This is a genomic window from Methylobacterium sp. Leaf102 (assembly GCF_001422425.1).
Classification (GTDB): Bacteria; Pseudomonadota; Alphaproteobacteria; order Rhizobiales; family Beijerinckiaceae; genus Methylobacterium.
Window position 1 is genome coordinate 68887 of the sequence record NZ_LMMX01000004.1, and the last position, 15290, is coordinate 84176.

The 15290-nt window shown below is 67.8% G+C and carries 16 protein-coding genes; 11 read left to right on the plus strand and 5 right to left on the minus strand.

Going from position 1 to position 15290, the window contains the following annotated elements; all coding sequences use genetic code 11:
* The first annotated feature begins 1 nt into the window (after position 1).
* The 9 genes from ASF27_RS05585 (at position 2) to ASF27_RS05625 (ending at position 7929) form a co-directional block, all read left to right on the plus strand.
* Positions 2-535: a DUF3305 domain-containing protein gene (locus tag ASF27_RS05585; protein WP_056167181.1), complete on the plus strand. Its 534-nt coding sequence runs from the start codon at positions 2-4 to the stop codon at positions 533-535.
* Positions 532-1206 (plus strand): DUF3306 domain-containing protein, encoded by a 675-nt coding sequence (locus ASF27_RS05590; protein WP_056267430.1) that lies wholly within the window; start codon positions 532-534, stop codon positions 1204-1206. The genes ASF27_RS05585 and ASF27_RS05590 overlap by 4 nt, the downstream gene beginning before the upstream one ends.
* A 256-nt stretch (positions 1207-1462) precedes the next feature.
* Positions 1463-2047: a molecular chaperone TorD family protein gene (locus ASF27_RS05595; protein WP_056358464.1), complete on the plus strand. Its 585-nt coding sequence runs from the start codon at positions 1463-1465 to the stop codon at positions 2045-2047.
* Between the two features lie 68 nt (positions 2048-2115).
* Positions 2116-2370: a formate dehydrogenase gene (locus ASF27_RS05600; RefSeq protein ID WP_056167341.1), complete on the plus strand. Its 255-nt coding sequence runs from the start codon at positions 2116-2118 to the stop codon at positions 2368-2370.
* Positions 2371-2377: 7 nt separating this feature from the next.
* Positions 2378-5320 carry a formate dehydrogenase subunit alpha gene (locus tag ASF27_RS05605; RefSeq protein ID WP_056167189.1) on the plus strand — a complete coding sequence of 981 codons (2943 nt, stop codon included), beginning with the start codon at positions 2378-2380 and terminating at the stop codon, positions 5318-5320.
* A gap of 16 nt (positions 5321-5336) precedes the next feature.
* Entirely contained in the window at positions 5337-5933 is a 597-nt protein-coding gene (fdh3B, locus tag ASF27_RS05610) for a formate dehydrogenase FDH3 subunit beta (RefSeq protein ID WP_056167191.1), read from the plus strand.
* A gap of 64 nt (positions 5934-5997) precedes the next feature.
* Positions 5998-7038 (plus strand): formate dehydrogenase subunit gamma, encoded by a 1041-nt coding sequence (locus ASF27_RS05615; RefSeq protein ID WP_056167194.1) that lies wholly within the window; start codon positions 5998-6000, stop codon positions 7036-7038.
* Positions 7039-7060: 22 nt separating this feature from the next.
* Entirely contained in the window at positions 7061-7300 is a 240-nt protein-coding gene (locus ASF27_RS05620) for a hypothetical protein (protein ID WP_056167198.1), read from the plus strand.
* A 77-nt stretch (positions 7301-7377) separates the two neighbouring features.
* Positions 7378-7929, plus strand: coding sequence for a hypothetical protein (locus ASF27_RS05625; protein WP_056167200.1), 552 nt, complete (start codon positions 7378-7380; stop codon positions 7927-7929).
* A 21-nt stretch (positions 7930-7950) separates the two neighbouring features.
* Here the strand turns inward: ASF27_RS05625 and ASF27_RS05630 are convergent, their stop codons facing one another.
* The 4 genes from ASF27_RS05630 to ASF27_RS05645 form a co-directional block, all read right to left on the minus strand.
* Positions 7951-8442, minus strand: a complete 492-nt coding sequence (locus ASF27_RS05630) for a DUF2721 domain-containing protein (RefSeq protein WP_056358399.1) — start codon at positions 8440-8442, stop codon at positions 7951-7953.
* Between the two features lie 16 nt (positions 8443-8458).
* On the minus strand, positions 8459-9649 hold the full coding sequence (gene nhaA / locus ASF27_RS05635; protein WP_056358402.1) for a Na+/H+ antiporter NhaA: 1191 nt from the start codon (positions 9647-9649) through the stop codon (positions 8459-8461).
* A gap of 293 nt (positions 9650-9942) precedes the next feature.
* Positions 9943-10674, minus strand: coding sequence for an anti-sigma factor (locus ASF27_RS05640; protein WP_056358405.1), 732 nt, complete (start codon positions 10672-10674; stop codon positions 9943-9945).
* A complete protein-coding gene (locus tag ASF27_RS05645) occupies positions 10671-11222 on the minus strand; it encodes a sigma-70 family RNA polymerase sigma factor (protein ID WP_056267413.1) in 552 nt (183 codons plus the stop codon). The genes ASF27_RS05640 and ASF27_RS05645 overlap by 4 nt, the downstream gene beginning before the upstream one ends.
* 232 nt (positions 11223-11454) lie before the next feature.
* Between ASF27_RS05645 and ASF27_RS05650 the strand changes: the two genes are divergently transcribed.
* Positions 11455-12033 carry a fasciclin domain-containing protein gene (locus ASF27_RS05650; protein ID WP_056167212.1) on the plus strand — a complete coding sequence of 193 codons (579 nt, stop codon included), beginning with the start codon at positions 11455-11457 and terminating at the stop codon, positions 12031-12033.
* A gap of 366 nt (positions 12034-12399) precedes the next feature.
* On the opposite strand, the gene ASF27_RS05655 is transcribed toward ASF27_RS05650, so the two are convergent.
* A complete protein-coding gene (locus ASF27_RS05655) occupies positions 12400-13506 on the minus strand; it encodes an HD domain-containing phosphohydrolase (RefSeq protein ID WP_056358407.1) in 1107 nt (368 codons plus the stop codon).
* A 461-nt stretch (positions 13507-13967) separates the two neighbouring features.
* Between ASF27_RS05655 and ASF27_RS05660 the strand changes: the two genes are divergently transcribed.
* On the plus strand, positions 13968-15287 hold the full coding sequence (locus tag ASF27_RS05660) for a PLP-dependent transferase (protein WP_156467456.1): 1320 nt from the start codon (positions 13968-13970) through the stop codon (positions 15285-15287).
* Positions 15288-15290 lie beyond the last annotated feature (3 nt).

Below are 15290 nucleotides of genomic sequence, written 5' to 3' on the forward strand. Positions count from 1 at the left end.
CATGTCCGACTCCCCCCCCGACAATCACTTCGAAGTCGGTGTCGTCGTGGAGAAGCGTCGCCTGAAAGGGCCGTGGGCGACCCACGCCTGGCTCCCCGTCGCGATCCTGCCGGCGGCCCCCGCCGCGCCGCCGGGGACGCGCCTCTCGGGCACCGAGGACGAGGGCACCTATTATGCGGGTGCCTACGACGTTCATCTGCACCCGGCCGAGACCGCGCATTACCGCGACAATCTCGTGTCCGGACGCCCCTCCCTCTGGGTCGCCCTGCGCAAGCTCGGCGAGGGGGATTACGAGGTCGCCACCGTCACGGCCGACCCCTACGAGGGCGAATCCATGGCCGAGGGCATCGGCGAGGTGGTCGAGGCGGTGCCGATGCCGCCCGATCTGCAAGCCAAGCTCCTCGCCTTCTTCGAAGCGCACCACATCGAGCGCGTGTTCGAGAAGCGCAAACGAGACCGGGCCGACCCCGAAGCCCTGGCCCGGCAGGCCGGCGGTTCCGGCACCGGAGCCGGCCGCAAGGGGAGACGGTCATGAGCGACGGCTTCCTGTCGCGCTGGGCTCGGCGCAAGCGCGACGTTCGCCTCAGCGAGCGGGCGGAGATCCCGCCGGTTGCGGAGGACTTCGTCGACCATCCCCCCACCCCGGCGGACGAGACCGTCGCGTCGGATGCGGCCGCCGAGGCGGAACGCGACCTCCTAGCCGATTTGCCCTCCCTCGCGGACCTCACGGCGGAGACGGACCTGACGCCGTTCCTGCGTGCCGGCGTACCCTCGGCCATGCGCAACGCCGCGCTTCGAAAGATGTGGTCCGTCGATCCCGCCATCCGCGACTTCGTCAGCGAAGCGCGGGAATATGCCTACGATTGGAATACGCCCGGCGGCGTGCCGGGCCTCGGCCCGCTCCTGCCCGTTGACGACGTGAAGGCCATGCTCGGCCGGCTGTTCAACCGCGATCCATCCGAACCGCTCGCCGCCGACACGAGCCGGGTGGAACCGGCACCGCAGGCCGATGCCGAAAGCGAGACTTTCGAGAGCGCTGCTTCCGAAGGGCAGCCGGTCGCCGAGGCGTCGGACGCGTCGAAGCTCCTGGCGAAACCGATGGACAGTACCGCTCCTGCGAATTCCCCGGAACCAGCACGCGCAACATCGATCAATACAGTTTCAGTATCGCGCCTGCGACGCCATGGCGGTGCTAGGCCAAGCTGAGCTGTGGAATCGGGATTGCGCCAGTCTCGAACGCTTTTTATCGTAGCTCCAAAGTACGATCCCGGCTTACGGTGCTGAGCGAAACACCCGGATACCGTCGGCTCGCGCCATGGCGCAGCGGACGTTCCGTGAAGGTCACGCAGATCGGGATCGTCCCGGGTTCAAGGTCGCAAGGTTCAGGTTCGAGAGTGGGATGCGTTCCGTCGCAGGGGCCAACGAGCACGCGGACGAAGGGCGTCAGAACGGTCACGCTCCGATGAGCGCGACCGTCGACGACGTCGATCATGGGCGCGCCCAGCACTACGATCTTCTCGCCGTTCTCCTCGGGCATGCGCCGGACCGGGCCGTGCTCGAAACCCTCGGGCGACTTCGGGGCGGGGACAGTCTGCTCGGCCAGCCCGTCGAGGTTCTGGCGCGCGCCAGCCGCGAGGTGGTCCCGGAAACGGTGGCACGCGAATATCACGACCTTTTCGTCGGGGTCGGTCGCGGCGAGCTCCTGCCCTACGCGTCCTACTACCTCACCGGCTTCCTCAACGAACGGCCCCTCGCTCGGGTGCGTGAGGATCTGCGGAGTCTCGGGATCGAGCGGGATACGGCGATGACCGAGCCCGAGGATCACCTCGCGATCCTCCTCGATTGCATGGCCGGGCTCGTGGCCGGTCGGTTCGACGCGGCACCCGACGCCGCGCGAGACTTTTTCACGAGGCATCTGGAGCCCTGGGCCGGGCGTTTCTTCGCCGATCTGGAGCGGGCGAAGGCCGCGCGCTTCTATCGGACCGTCGGTGGATTGGGTCGTGCCTTCATCGAGGTGGAGGCGCAGGCCTTCGCGATGGACGCATGACCCCCCGCCATCCGAATTCAATGGATCGCGCCGACGGCGCATCCCCCGCCGTTTGAGGAGTGTCGACCATGCGACAGGATCCGAAAGACCAGAAGGACCGGCTCGGTCGTCGCCAGTTCTTCCGCGCGCTCGGCGGCGGAACGGTCGCGGCCGCCGTCGGTGTCTCGGCGACGCCCATGACGGCGACGGACGCCCAGGCCTACGACCCCGGCCAGGACGAGACCAAGGGGCGCTACCGGCTCACCGACCACGTGAAGGCGTTCTACCGGACCAACGGGTACGAGACGCTGAAGAACAGCACCAACGACGCCGGCAAGAAGTGAGGCAGCCATGCTGACGAAGCGTAAGAGCGGCGCGGCGAGCCGCACCAAGCATCAGGCCGTGGCCGCCGGCCTCGCCTCCGGCATGCTCGACCGCCGCGGGTTCCTGCAGAAATCCGGTCTCGCCGCTGGCGCGCTCGCGGCGGCAGGCTCGCTCCAGCTCGGCTCCGTGCGGCAGGCCCGCGCCGCCGGCTCCTCGGCGGTCGGCCCCGAGACCGTCATCAAGAAGAACGTCTGCACCCACTGTTCGGTGGGCTGCACGGTGACGGCCGAAGTGGTCAACGGCGTCTGGGTCGGTCAGGAGCCGTCCTACGCGAGCCCGATCAACCGCGGCACGCACTGCGCCAAGGGCGCGGCCATTCGCGAACTCGTCTCCTCCGATCGCCGCCTGAAATACCCCATGAAGCTCGTTGCCGGCCAGTGGCAGCGCATCTCGTGGGACCAGGCCATCGACGAGATCGGCGACAAGCTCGCGGCGATCCGTGAGAAGAACGGCGCCGACTCGGTCTACTGGCTCGGCTCGGCCAAGTTCACCAACGAAGCCGCCTACCTCATGCGCAAGTTCGGCGCATTCTGGGGGACCAACTCCGTCGACCACCAGGCGCGCATCTGCCACTCGACCACGGTGGCGGGGGTGGCCAACACCTGGGGCTACGGCGCCCAGACCAACTCGTACAACGACATCCGCAACGCCAAGACGATGATCATCCTCGGCGGCAATCCGGCCGAGGCTCACCCTGTCTCCATGCAGCACGTGCTGTCCGGCAAGGAGATCAACCGCGCGAACATGATCGTCATCGATCCGCGCTTCACCCGCACGGCCGCCCACGCCACCGAGTACGTCCGCATCCGTTCGGGCACGGACATCCCGGTCGTCTGGGGCATCCTCTGGCACGTCTTCCAGAATGGCTGGGAGGACAAGGAGTTCATCGCCCAGCGCGTCTACGCCATGGACGACGTCCGTAAGGAAGTCGCCAAATGGACGCCCGAGGAGGTCGAGCGCGTCTCCGGCGTGCCCGGCGAGCAGTTGCGCCGGGTGGCGGAGAAATTCGCCAAGGAGAAGCCCGCCACCCTGATCTGGTGCATGGGCGCGACCCAGCATACGGTGGGCACCGCCAACGTGCGCGCGCTCTGCATCCTGTGTCTCGCCACCGGCAACGTCGGCAAGCCGGGCACCGGCGCCAACATCTTCCGCGGTCACACCAACGTGCAGGGCGCCACAGATCTGGGCCTCGATGTCACGTCGCTGCCGCTCTATTACGGCCTCGTCGAGGGCGGATGGCGCCATTGGGCCCGCGTCTGGGACGTACCCTACGAGTGGCTGCAGTCGCGCTTCGACGAGGTGCCGGCCACGGCGGGTCGCAAGGCCCGCACGCGCAAGGAGAACATGGAAGCGCCTGGCATTACCTCGACCCGGTGGTTCGATGCGGTGAACCTGCCGCCGGAGCAGATCGACCAGCGCAGCCCGCTGAAGGCCTTCATGGTGTTCGGCCACGGCGGCAACACCGTCACCCGACTTCCCGAGGCGGTGGAGGGCATGAACAAGCTCGAGTTGCTGGTGGTGGCTGATCCGCACCCCACGACTTTCGCAGCCCTCGATGCCCGCCAGGACAACACCTACCTGCTACCGATCTGCACCTCCCTCGAGATGGAGGGTTCGCGCACGGCCTCGAACCGCTCGATCCAGTGGGGCGAGCAGATCGTCGAACCGGCCTTCGAGTCGAAGAACGACTACGAGGTGCTGTACCGGCTTGCGACCAAGCTCGGCTTCGCCGAAACCCTGTTCAAGAACATCAAGGTCGAGAACAACATTCCCTCGGCGGAGGATCTCCTGCGCGAGATCAACCGCGGCGGCTGGTCCACGGGCTATTGCGGCCAGAGCCCCGAGCGCCTGAAGGCGCATATGCGCAACCAGGCGAAGTTCGACCTCATCACCCTGCGCGCGCCAAAGGACGATCCGGAGGTCGGCGGCGACTATTACGGCCTGCCCTGGCCGTGCTGGGGCAAGCCGGAACTCCGGCATCCGGGTTCGGCGATCCTCTACAACACATCGCTTCACGTGAAGGATGGCGGCAGCACCTTCCGGGCGCGCTTCGGCACCGAGCGCAACGGCGAGACCCTGCTGGCGGAAGATTCCTTCACCAAGGGCTCCGACCTCACGGACGGCTATCCCGAGTTCACCTTCGGGGTGTTCAAGAAGCTCGGATGGGACAAGGACCTCACGGATGAGGAGCGCGCCACCATCCTGAAGATCGGTGGCGAGAAGCCCGACACCGTGAGTTGGGCCACCGACCTGTCGGGCGGCATCCAGCGCGTCTGCCTCGACCACGGCGTGATCCCGTTCGGCAACGGCAAAGCCCGCGCCAACGCCTGGAACCTGCCCGACCCCGTGCCCGTGCACCGCGAGCCGATCTACACGCCGCGCCCCGACCTCGTGGCGAAGTACCCGACCCGGCCGGACGAGCGTCAGTTCCGCATGCCGAACATCGGCTTCTCCGTGCAGAAATCGGCGGTGGAGCGCAACGTCGCGCGCGACTTCCCGATCATCCTCACCTCCGGCCGCCTCGTCGAGTACGAGGGCGGCGGCGAGGAGACCCGCTCGAACCCGTGGCTCGCCGAACTCCAGCAGGACATGTTCGTCGAGATCAACACCGGTGATGCGTCCGAGCGCGGCATCAAGGACGGTCAGTTCGTTTGGGTGACGGGCGCCGAGAACAGCGCGAAGGCCAAGATGAAGGCGCTCGTCACCGACCGCGTCGGAAAGGGCGTCGCCTTCATGCCCTTCCACTTCTCGGGTTGGTACGAGGGCAAGGACATGCGCGACTACTACCCGAAGGGGACCGACCCGGTGGTGCTGGGCGAGAGTTCGAACTCAGTCACCACCTACGGCTTCGACCCTGTGACGGGCATGCAGGAGACGAAGTGTACCCTGTGCCAGATCAAGGCCGCGTGAGAGGAGCGCATCCATTATGGCCCGTATGAAGTTCCTCTGTGACGCCGACCGTTGCATCGAGTGCAACGCCTGCGTCACCGCGTGCAAGAATGAGCACGAGGTGCCCTGGGGCATCAACCGCCGCCGCGTCGTCACCCTCAACGACGGCAAGCCGGGCGAGCGCTCGGTCTCCATGGCGTGCATGCACTGCACCGACGCGCCCTGCGCCGCCGTGTGCCCGGTGAACTGCTTCTACACCACGGCCGACGCCGTGGTGCTGCACTCCAAGGACATCTGCATCGGCTGCGGCTACTGCTTCTACGCCTGCCCGTTCGGCGCACCCCAGTATCCGCGCGTCGGCAACTTCGGCTCGCGCGGCAAGATGGACAAGTGCACCTACTGCTCGGGCGGTCCAGAAGCCGATTTCTCGGTGGCCGAGTACGAGAAGTACGGCTCGAACCGCCTCGCCGAGGGCAAGCTTCCGCTGTGCGCCGAAATGTGCTCGACGAAAGCGTTGCTCGCCGGCGACGGCGAGATGATCGCCGAGATCTACAAGCAGCGCGTGGTCAAGCGCGGCTACGGCTCCGGCGCCTGGGGCTGGAAGACCGCCTACCGCGAGACCGTGGCGATCTGATCGCCCCTCCGGGGCCGCCGCCCGCGGCGGCCTCAACGACGAGAAGCATTCGAAAGGAACGCCGATGCGGCGGGCAGTCACGCTCTTCAGCACCCTCGTCCTCGCGACGACGCTCCTGGCCGCCCCGGGCGCCTTCGACGCCGCACGGGCGCAGAACCCGATCACCCAGGACGGGCAGAACCCCATGGGCGCCAAGCCCACGGCGGATTCGGTCAACGAGGAATTCCTGTTCAAGCAGGCCGACAAGATCACCGGCCGCGTCAGCATCCCCGACCGGAAATCCGCCAACCTGATTCAGCCGCAGGGCCGCGAGTACCGGGCCTTTCGCGAGTCCTGGCTACCCTGGATCGGCGCGCTCGGCATCCTCGGCATGATCGCGGCGCTCGGTGGGTTCTTCCTGTGGCGCGGACGCATCCTCACCGACGACACCCAGGAATCGGGCAAGAAGATCCTGCGGTTCAACGCGTTCGAACGGTTCGCCCACTGGATGACGGCCACATGCTTCATCATCCTGTCGTTGTCCGGCCTGAACTACATCTTCGGCAAGCGCCTGCTCATGCCGGTCATCGGCCCGGAGGCCTTCGGCACCCTGGCGCAATGGGCGAAGTACAGCCACGTCTACCTCGCGTGGCCGTTCATGCTCGGCGTGGTGATCATGATCGCCGTGTGGGTGAAGGACAACATCCCGAATCGGATCGATTGGGCCTGGATCAAGGCCGGCGGCGGCTTCATCGGAAAAACCCACCCCCATGCCGAGCGCTTCAACGCCGGCCAGAAGGGTGTGTTCTGGATGGTCGCGGGATTCGGTGCGGCCATGGGTGTCACCGGCCTGATGATGCTGTTCCCGTTCGCGCTCCTCGACATCAACGGCATGCAGGTCATGCAGGTGATCCACGCCCTCATCGGTGTCGCCTTCATCGTCGGCATCCTCGCGCACATCTACATCGGTACGCTCGGCATGAAGGGCGCCTACGACGCCATGGGCAGCGGCAAGGTCGATCTCGCCTGGGCCCGCGCGCACCACGACCTCTGGGTGGAGAAGGAACAGGCCAAGACGGCCAGCGGCCCGCAGCTCACGGGACGCCACCCCGCGCCGGCCGAATGATACGGACGAGGAAGAACACGTCATGAAAGCCTTCGCCGCCGCCGTCATCGCCGCCATCGCCCTCGGCGTGCTGGCCATGTACGCGCTCACCAGCAACCAGACTTTCGCCTATCAGGCCTTCGCGACCTCGGGTGCGCGCGTATCGGAGCCGGGTATCAATCTCGTTGGACCGAAATGGAACGGCATGCCGGTGGTGGGCGAGGCCAACGACGCCGCTCACGGCAAGGCCGAAGGCGAGGCCTCCCACCCGAAGCGGTCCTGACGCGCGCGCCATCGGATCGGCGGACCAATCGCATCGGACAGACACCCGCGCGGTCCCAGGAGTTTGAGGAAACGAGCATGCTGAAATCCCTGTCGCGCATCGCACTCCTCACGACGGCGACCCTGCTCGCGTTACCGGCCTCGGCGCAGGACGCCGCCCCTCCGGCGGCGTCAGGCGGACCGGCCGATCTCTGCAAGGAGTTGCTGGCGTTCGTGACGGCGCCGGAAGCCAAGAAGCAGGAGGGCGCCACGCCACCGAGCCAGACGACGGCGGTGTCGAACCCGTCCGGCAAGAGCGAGGGCAAGCCCTCCGGCGGTGGCGGTGAGCCTCAACAGAAATCCGGCTTGAGCGGCGCCACGGGATCCAGCGACACGGTGGCGCCCGGCGATCGCAAGAGTGCCCTCGCCCAGGCGAACGCATCGGCAAAGGCGGCGGCTGCACCGGCGGCCTCGCCCCCGCCGCCGAAACCCGACGCCGCCACCGTGGCGGGTATCGAGACCGCAGCCGCCAGCAACGACCAGGCCGGCTGCCGCGCGGCGGCCCGCACCATGCGCAAGGCCGGCGTTCCGATGCCGCCGCCGCTCCTGGCGCTCGCAGCCCTCGATCTCAAGTTTCAGACCGGCCGGTAGGCTTTGCGCCGACGCCGGTTCTCATGGACCGGAGCCTTCGAGATCCGTCGCGTGGCGGGTCTGCCGATCGACCTCGTCCCGAACACCACGGCCCGCCATGAGGATTTCCGACAGGAAGGCCGCAATGGCGGCGACAGTGCAGATCAGCGCCACGCCGAAGCATCCGAACAGGATCGAGGCGGTGGCCGCATCGCGCAACGCTCCGACATACAGGGTCAGAACGGCGAGGCCGGTCATGATGCCGCCGATCGAGGCGAGCACCACCGCGACATCGAGCACGAACGAGCGTCGGCGCAGGTAGGACAATTGCTGCGCGAGCCGCCCTGCTTCGTTTGGGCCGGCCCCGCGCAGGTGGGACGACGCGGCGTCGACCTTGTCGGCCACGCGCCCGAGGCGCGTCGAGAACACGTTCAGCAGGGTCGCCAGCGCCGTCAGCAGAAAGGCCGGCGCGAGGGCGATCTGAATGACGTGGGCGATGTCGTCGGGGGCCGTGGGAGACGTCTGGGCGAGCATGGGTTTCCGTCGAGCGTCAGCTTCGGGCCGTCGATCCGGGCCGTGGTGCGAAGAGGAGAACGATGGCCCCGGCGACCATGCAGCTGACGGAGCCGAGGAGAACGCCGATCTTGGTTTCGGTCTCCAGGGCGGGTGTGTCCGCGAAGGCGAGGAGACCGATGAAGAGGCTCATGGTGAAGCCGACGCCGCACAGGAGTGACAAGCCGTAGAGCTGCCACCACCCTGCATGGGCCGGACGCGGGGCGAGGCCGAGTTTGACGGCGACGGCGATCATGCCGAACACCCCGATCTGCTTGCCGAGGAACAGCCCAAGGGCCACGCCGAGCGTCACCGGTTCCAACAGCATCGCGGCGGACATGCCCCCCAGCGCCACGCCCGCATTGGCAAAGCCGAAGATCGGCAGCACCACGAAGGACGACCAGGGTTGGAGGGCGTGCTCCAGCTTGTGCAGCGGAGATGCCGGGTCGTCGGGCTTGGCCGGGCTGGTGCGCAAGGGGATCGTCAGGGCCAGCACCACGCCCGCGATGGTGGCGTGAATGCCGGACCCGAGAACGAGAACCCACAGGACCGCGCCGAGGAGCAGGTACGGGGTGAGCCGGCTCACCCCGGCTCGGTTCAGGGCGACCAGGGCCGCGACGGTGATCACGGCCCCGACCAGCATCGGCAGCGACAGGCTGGCGGTATAGAACGCGGCGATGATGAGAACCGCCCCGAGGTCGTCCAGGATGGCGAGCGCCGTGAGGAACACCTTCAGGGAGACCGGCACGCGCGGCCCGAGGAGCGCCAGGACTCCCAGGGCGAACGCGATATCGGTCGCCGTCGGGATCGCCCAGCCGCGCAGGGTCTCCGGTGAGGCGCGATTCACGAACACGTAGATCAACGCCGGCGCGAGCATGCCGCCGAGGGCCGCCACACCCGGTAGGATCCGGTCGGGCCACGTACGCAGGCGGCCGTCGAGGACTTCACGTTTGATCTCGAGGCCGACCAGCAGGAAGAACACCGCCATGAGGCCGTCGTTGACCCAATGCAGCACGCTCAAGGGCCCGAGATGGGCTGCCAGCAATCCGAAGTAGGCTGACGCGAGGGGCGAGTTGGCGATGAGGAGCGCCAAGGCCGCGCTCGCCATGAGGACGAGGCCACCGCCGGCATCGCTCCGCAGGGCGGCACGAAGGGCGGATACGGGCCGTGGAACGGAGGAGACCTTCATGCGGCGAGGCCTGCCAGCGATTGGGCACATGGGCAACCCGCCCCGGCGATATGGCTGCGGAAACATTCGGTTCGCCCGGCGGGGGGATCTCGAGCATTGCAGCCCCGGCGACCTGTCGTTCGACCGCGAATAGAACTTCGATGCCGCCCTCGTCTCGAGGCCATGCTGTCGAAGCCCATCGAAGAGCTCCTCGCGACCGTCGACCGCCAGGAACCCTTGTGGAACGTGGACAACTGGACGGCCGCAACGGGCGGTCGCCGAGGGGCGAGGGATCCGGCCTGCCGTCGGGCGATTCAGTCCCGCAGAAGCTTGCCCGAATAGACCACCGGTCCCGTCGGTGCCCCGCTCGGTGAGCCACCGGGCGGTTCGACGCTCACGGCCAGCACGGCGGTCTCGAGGCTGGCGCCACGCGCGATTTCCGGCATGGCCATGCTCGCACGCCCGGCCTCGACAAGGCCGAGGGAGCGTGGTGCGCCACCGCCAGCGATGTACCAAAGCTCCAGGCTCTTCTCGCGGGGCGTGTCGGCTGCAACGGAGCGGACCTGCGCGATGCCGCGTCGCGTGTCGACCCGCACCACCAGGGCCGGCAATTCGCCGCCCCGATTGACCACGGCGACGTACTGGCCCGTATCCGGGTCGGGCGGCAGGAAGCGGCCGAGGCCCAGCGCCAAGGCGAGACCGGCGGCCAGGGCCGACGCGCCGAGCGCTCCCAGGCGCCATCGCCGCAGACCACGGGTCAGGCTCTCGACGCGGGGATCGTCCCCGGTTGGCCTCAGCGCCGCCCGGATCCGCAGCCAGGTTCCCGCCGGCGGCGCGACCTCGGGTACGGTCTCCGCGAGGGGCGCCAGGCGCGTCTGCCAGTTGGCGACGGCGGCCTGCAGGTTCGCATCCGTCGCCAGGGCACGGGCGAAGGCCGTGCGTTCGGCCTGCGGCAGGGTGCCGAGCACATACTCTGCGGCCTGTATGTCGCGGTCGGGCGAGCCGGCGCCGAAGGAATCCTCGGTATCGAAGGGATCGCCGGTCATGCGTTGGCGTCCAGGCACGAGCGCAGGCTCGCCAGTCCGCGGTGGAGCCACGTCTTGATGGTGTTCACCGGTCGATCGAACCGCGCCGCCAGTTCCTCGCGGGAGAACCCTTCGCAATAGGCCAACACGAGGCATTGCCGGTGCACGGCGTCGAAGCGGCCGAGGCACAGGGCCAGGGCACCGCGATCCAGAACATCGCTCTCGCCGTCGTGCGGGTCGGGCACCTGATTCATCCAATCCTCGCCGTCGACGAGATCCGCCAGAGGAGTCTCCTTGCGGGCGCGCACCACATCGATGGCCCTGTTGCGGGCGATGGCACACATCCAAGTGATCGGCCGGCCGGCTGCGGGCGCGTAGGTCTCGGCCTTCTGCCAGATCCGGAGATAGACATCCTGAAGCACGTCCTCGGCCGCTTCACGACTACGGACGATACGCAGGACGAGGCCGAAGAGTTTCGCTCCCGTCTCGTCATAGAGCGCCTTCAGCGCCGTCTCGTCACCGGCCGCGATGGCTGTCAGTCGCGTCTGAAGCAGAACATCGTCAGTCACACGGCACCGCCACCGAACGTCCCATCGCTCTTCTCCCTGCTCGGTCTCGAAGCCTTGGCGCCCGAGGCGCTGGCTTTCTCGCAAGTCCTTCTCGCAAGTCTTGGCGATCCCCACGGGAGGACCGACCGGGCGAGCGGATCGTCTAACAGATCATTCCTGAAACTTTCTCTCCAAACGCGCCGTAAGTCACCTCGATTGCCCCGCTCGGGACATCAGAGGAGACAAGAATCCGATGCATAACCTCACCGCCCGCCGCCCGCTGGCCTCCAAGCTCGCCGCCCTCGGCCTCAGCCTCGCCATCGGCGCCGCCCTCCCGGCCGCCGCCCTCGCCAAGAACCCGATGGTCGGCGGCGCGCCGATGTACGCCTCGAAGACCATCGTCGAGAACGCCGTCAACTCGAAGGACCACACCACCCTGGTCGCCGCCGTGAAGGCCGCCGGCCTCGTCGAGACCCTGTCGGGTCCCGGCCCGTTCACGGTGTTCGCCCCCACCAACGCCGCGTTCGCCAAGCTGCCCGCCGGCACCGTCGAGACCCTGGTGAAGCCCGAGAACAAGGCCACCCTCACCAAGATCCTCACCTACCACGTGGTCCCCGGCACCTACACCGCCAAGGACCTGATGAAGCTCGCGAAGGATGGCGGTGGCGAAGCCCAGCTCAAGACCGTCCAGGGTGAGCCCCTGGTCGTCCAATCCAAGGGCAAGAAGGTCTACGTGACCGATGCCAAGGGCAGCACCGCCACGGTCACCGTCGCCAACGTGATGCAGTCGAACGGCGTGATCCACGTGATCAACGGCGTCCTCCAGCCCTGAGGCTCATGGGGTTCGCCCCACCCCCGTGACGTGTGACGGCAGGCTCCGGGCGATTTCGGCCCGGGGCCTGCCGTATCGGGCCGTCGGCGTTCCGACCCACCGGAAGGGCCGGATCGCGTAGCCGGCCAGCGCCCGCATCGGACGAGCCGCCGCCAGCGCCACGGTCCCGACGGGTCGCCAGTGCGCCAGATTCTCCGACGGCGTCCGTGCAGCCACGGCGATCGAGCCGATGCCGGGGGGCGGCCTCCGCGATGGCCGACTTCGACAGCGGCAGGCGGATCATCGCCATCGCGTCCCACGACAACCGCGCGGCCCGAGGGCCTGTCCCGTGCGCGATCGCTGCACAGCCGTCATCCATCGTCGCCGTCATGCTGTCGTGGCCGACATGGCATCACCGAAGCACCGCACGAGGCCGGCTTCGAGCTTGGTATCCATGCTCTCGAGGACCGCGAGGGCGTCGCGCATGGGCATCGGCGGCTTGTAGGAGCGCCGCTCGGTCAGGGCCGCGTAGATGTCGCAGATGGTGAGGAGCCGCACGGTGTCGCCGATCGCCGATCCGGCGAGGCCGTCGGGATAGCCGGATCCGTCCAGCATCTCATGGTGATGGCGTACGGCGCTCAGAGTCGCGGCGTCGCAGCCGCTGTCGCGCAGAATCTCGTAGCCGATCACCGGGTGGGTGCGCATGATCGCCATCTCGTCGGCGTCGAGGCGGCCCGGCTTGTTGAGGATCGCCTGCGGGATCCGGGCCTTGCCGAGATCGTGCAGCAGGGCTGCCCGGACGAAGTGCTGCCGGTCCTGCTCGCGGAACTGCAGAAAATTGACGAACTGGGCCGAGACGCCGGCAACCAGCAGGCAGTGCTGGTAGGTGGCGTCGTCGTGGGTCCAGACGGTGTCGAGCCACTGGGTCAGCCCGCCTTCGCGCACCGCTGCCAGGATCGGCGTCAGACCCGCCTCGACGACGCCGAGCGCCATGTCGCCGCCCTCGCGGGCCGCTGCGAACAGGCCGGTGAGCGCCTCGGTGGCGCGCACGATTCCCTGGCCCGACACGCCGCTCGCGGTCTCGCCGCGCGCGGAGACCTGATCCCGGATCACCTGGGCGACGAGGTGCGGCGCCGTATAGGCCGGCAGGCAGACCGTGGCGCCGAGGTCGCGGGCCTGCCGCAAGTCCTGATCGGACGTCGAGCGCATCAGGCAGATCACCGGGATGCGAACGACGCGGCCGGCGACCGGATTTGCAGCCTGGCTCACGATCTGCGGCGTGGCCTGGCCCACCGGCAGCACCGCACGCAGACGTCCGACGGATTCACGGCGGGTCAGGGTGAGGTCGGCCACGATGGCGATGGGCCGGGTGCCGAGCGAAAGCTTCCCGTCTCCGGCCAGGACTTCGCAACGCCCCACTGTATTGAGAATCGTCTCCAGGGCCGCACTACGATCGGGCCGATCGGTCAGGAGAAGAATCGCGCCGTCGTTCATGCCCGTGCGTCCGATACCCTATGCCTTCGCCACGCTCCTTCGTTGCCATGCGTCCGGAACCGGGCCGAACGCGTGGCGCGAAGCGACTGTAATCAGCGAAAAATCGATGGCGCCACGCCAACGGCGCCCACGTCAAGGCACGGACTATCGGCGCCTTTCCGACGTATGGAAATACCTGCGTGCTCCTTTTTGGATGGGTTCCCCGGGACGCGACAAACGTTCCGTCCCCCGTGCGGCGCATGATCGCGAATATTTTCGTCGCAGAATAGGATTCTTCAAAAGACCGTTTCATTGACTACGGGCTGCGTTGCTTCATCATCAGGCAGCTCAGCAAATGATCGTGACGACAGGCGCTGGGATAATCATCCGACCGAACGAATTGCTCTGGCCTTACTGGATCGAAATTCGTTCGTTCCGTGGGAAGGCGACGCATTCGTCGAATGCCCTGCAGGAATCCCATCATGCCGAGCCCACACGCTTCCTCGCATCCCGAGACCCTCGCGCTCCATGCCGGATGGCGTGCCGATCCCACGACGGGCTCCGTCGCGGTGCCGATCCACCAGACCACGTCCTACCAGTTCCGCGACACCGGCCACGCCGAGAGCCTGTTCGCTCTCAAAGAGTTCGGAAACATCTACACCCGGGTCAACAACCCGACCGTCGATGTGCTCGAACAGCGTCTCGCGGCCCTGGAAGGCGGTGCCGCGGCACTGGCCGTCGCTTCGGGGCAGGCGGCCTCGGCGCTGTCGGTTCAGAACCTCGCGCGGGCCGGCGACAACATCGTCTCCTCCACCGATCTCTACGGCGGCACCTGGAACCTGTTCGCCAACACCCTGGCCGAGCAGGGCATCGAGGTTCGTTTCGTCGACCCCGCCGATCCCGAAAACTTCGCCCGCGCCACCGACGCGCGCACCCGGGCCTATTACGGCGAGACCCTGGCCAATCCGAAACTCGCGGTGTTTCCCATCGCGGAGGTCGCGGCCATCGGCCGGCCGCTCGGCATCCCCCTCATCATCGACAACACCACGACGCCGCTTCTGGCGCGCCCGTTCGACCACGGCGCCGCCGTGGTCGTCTATTCGACGACGAAGTATCTCGGCGGTCACGGCATCGCCATCGGCGGGGCGATCATCGACGGCGGCACGTTCGACTGGTCGGCCCATCCGGAGCGCCAACCCGCCCTGACCACCCCCGACCCGAGCTATCACGGGGCCGTCTGGACGGAGGCGGCCAAGCCGCTGGGACCCATCGCCTACGTGCTGCGCGCCCGTGTCCGTCTCCTGCGCGACCTCGGCCCGGCGGTCTCGCCGCTCAACGCTTTCCTCACCCTTCAGGGCATCGAGACCGTGGCCCTGCGCATCGAGCGCCACAGTCACAATGCGCAGGCGGTGGCAGACTATCTCTCCGGCCGGCCCGAGATCGAGCGGGTGATCCATCCCTCGCACCACACCGGCAAGGCGCGCGAGCGGGTCGCCAAATACCTCCGGGGCGGGCACGGCGGCCTCGTCGGCTTCGAACTCGCCGCAGGGCGCGAGGCCGGGCGCAGCTTCATCGAGGGCTTGAAGCTGTTCTACCACGTCGCCAACATCGGCGACGCCCGCAGCCTCGCCATCCACCCGGCGACCACCACGCACGCCCAGCTCTCGCCCGAGCACCAACGCGCCTCGGGCGTGTCCGACGGCTACGTGCGCCTCTCCATCGGCCTCGAGCATATCGACGATATCCTGGCCGACCTCGACCAGGCGCTGGCGGCGGTCGGCACCTACGCCAAGGCGGCCTGACCC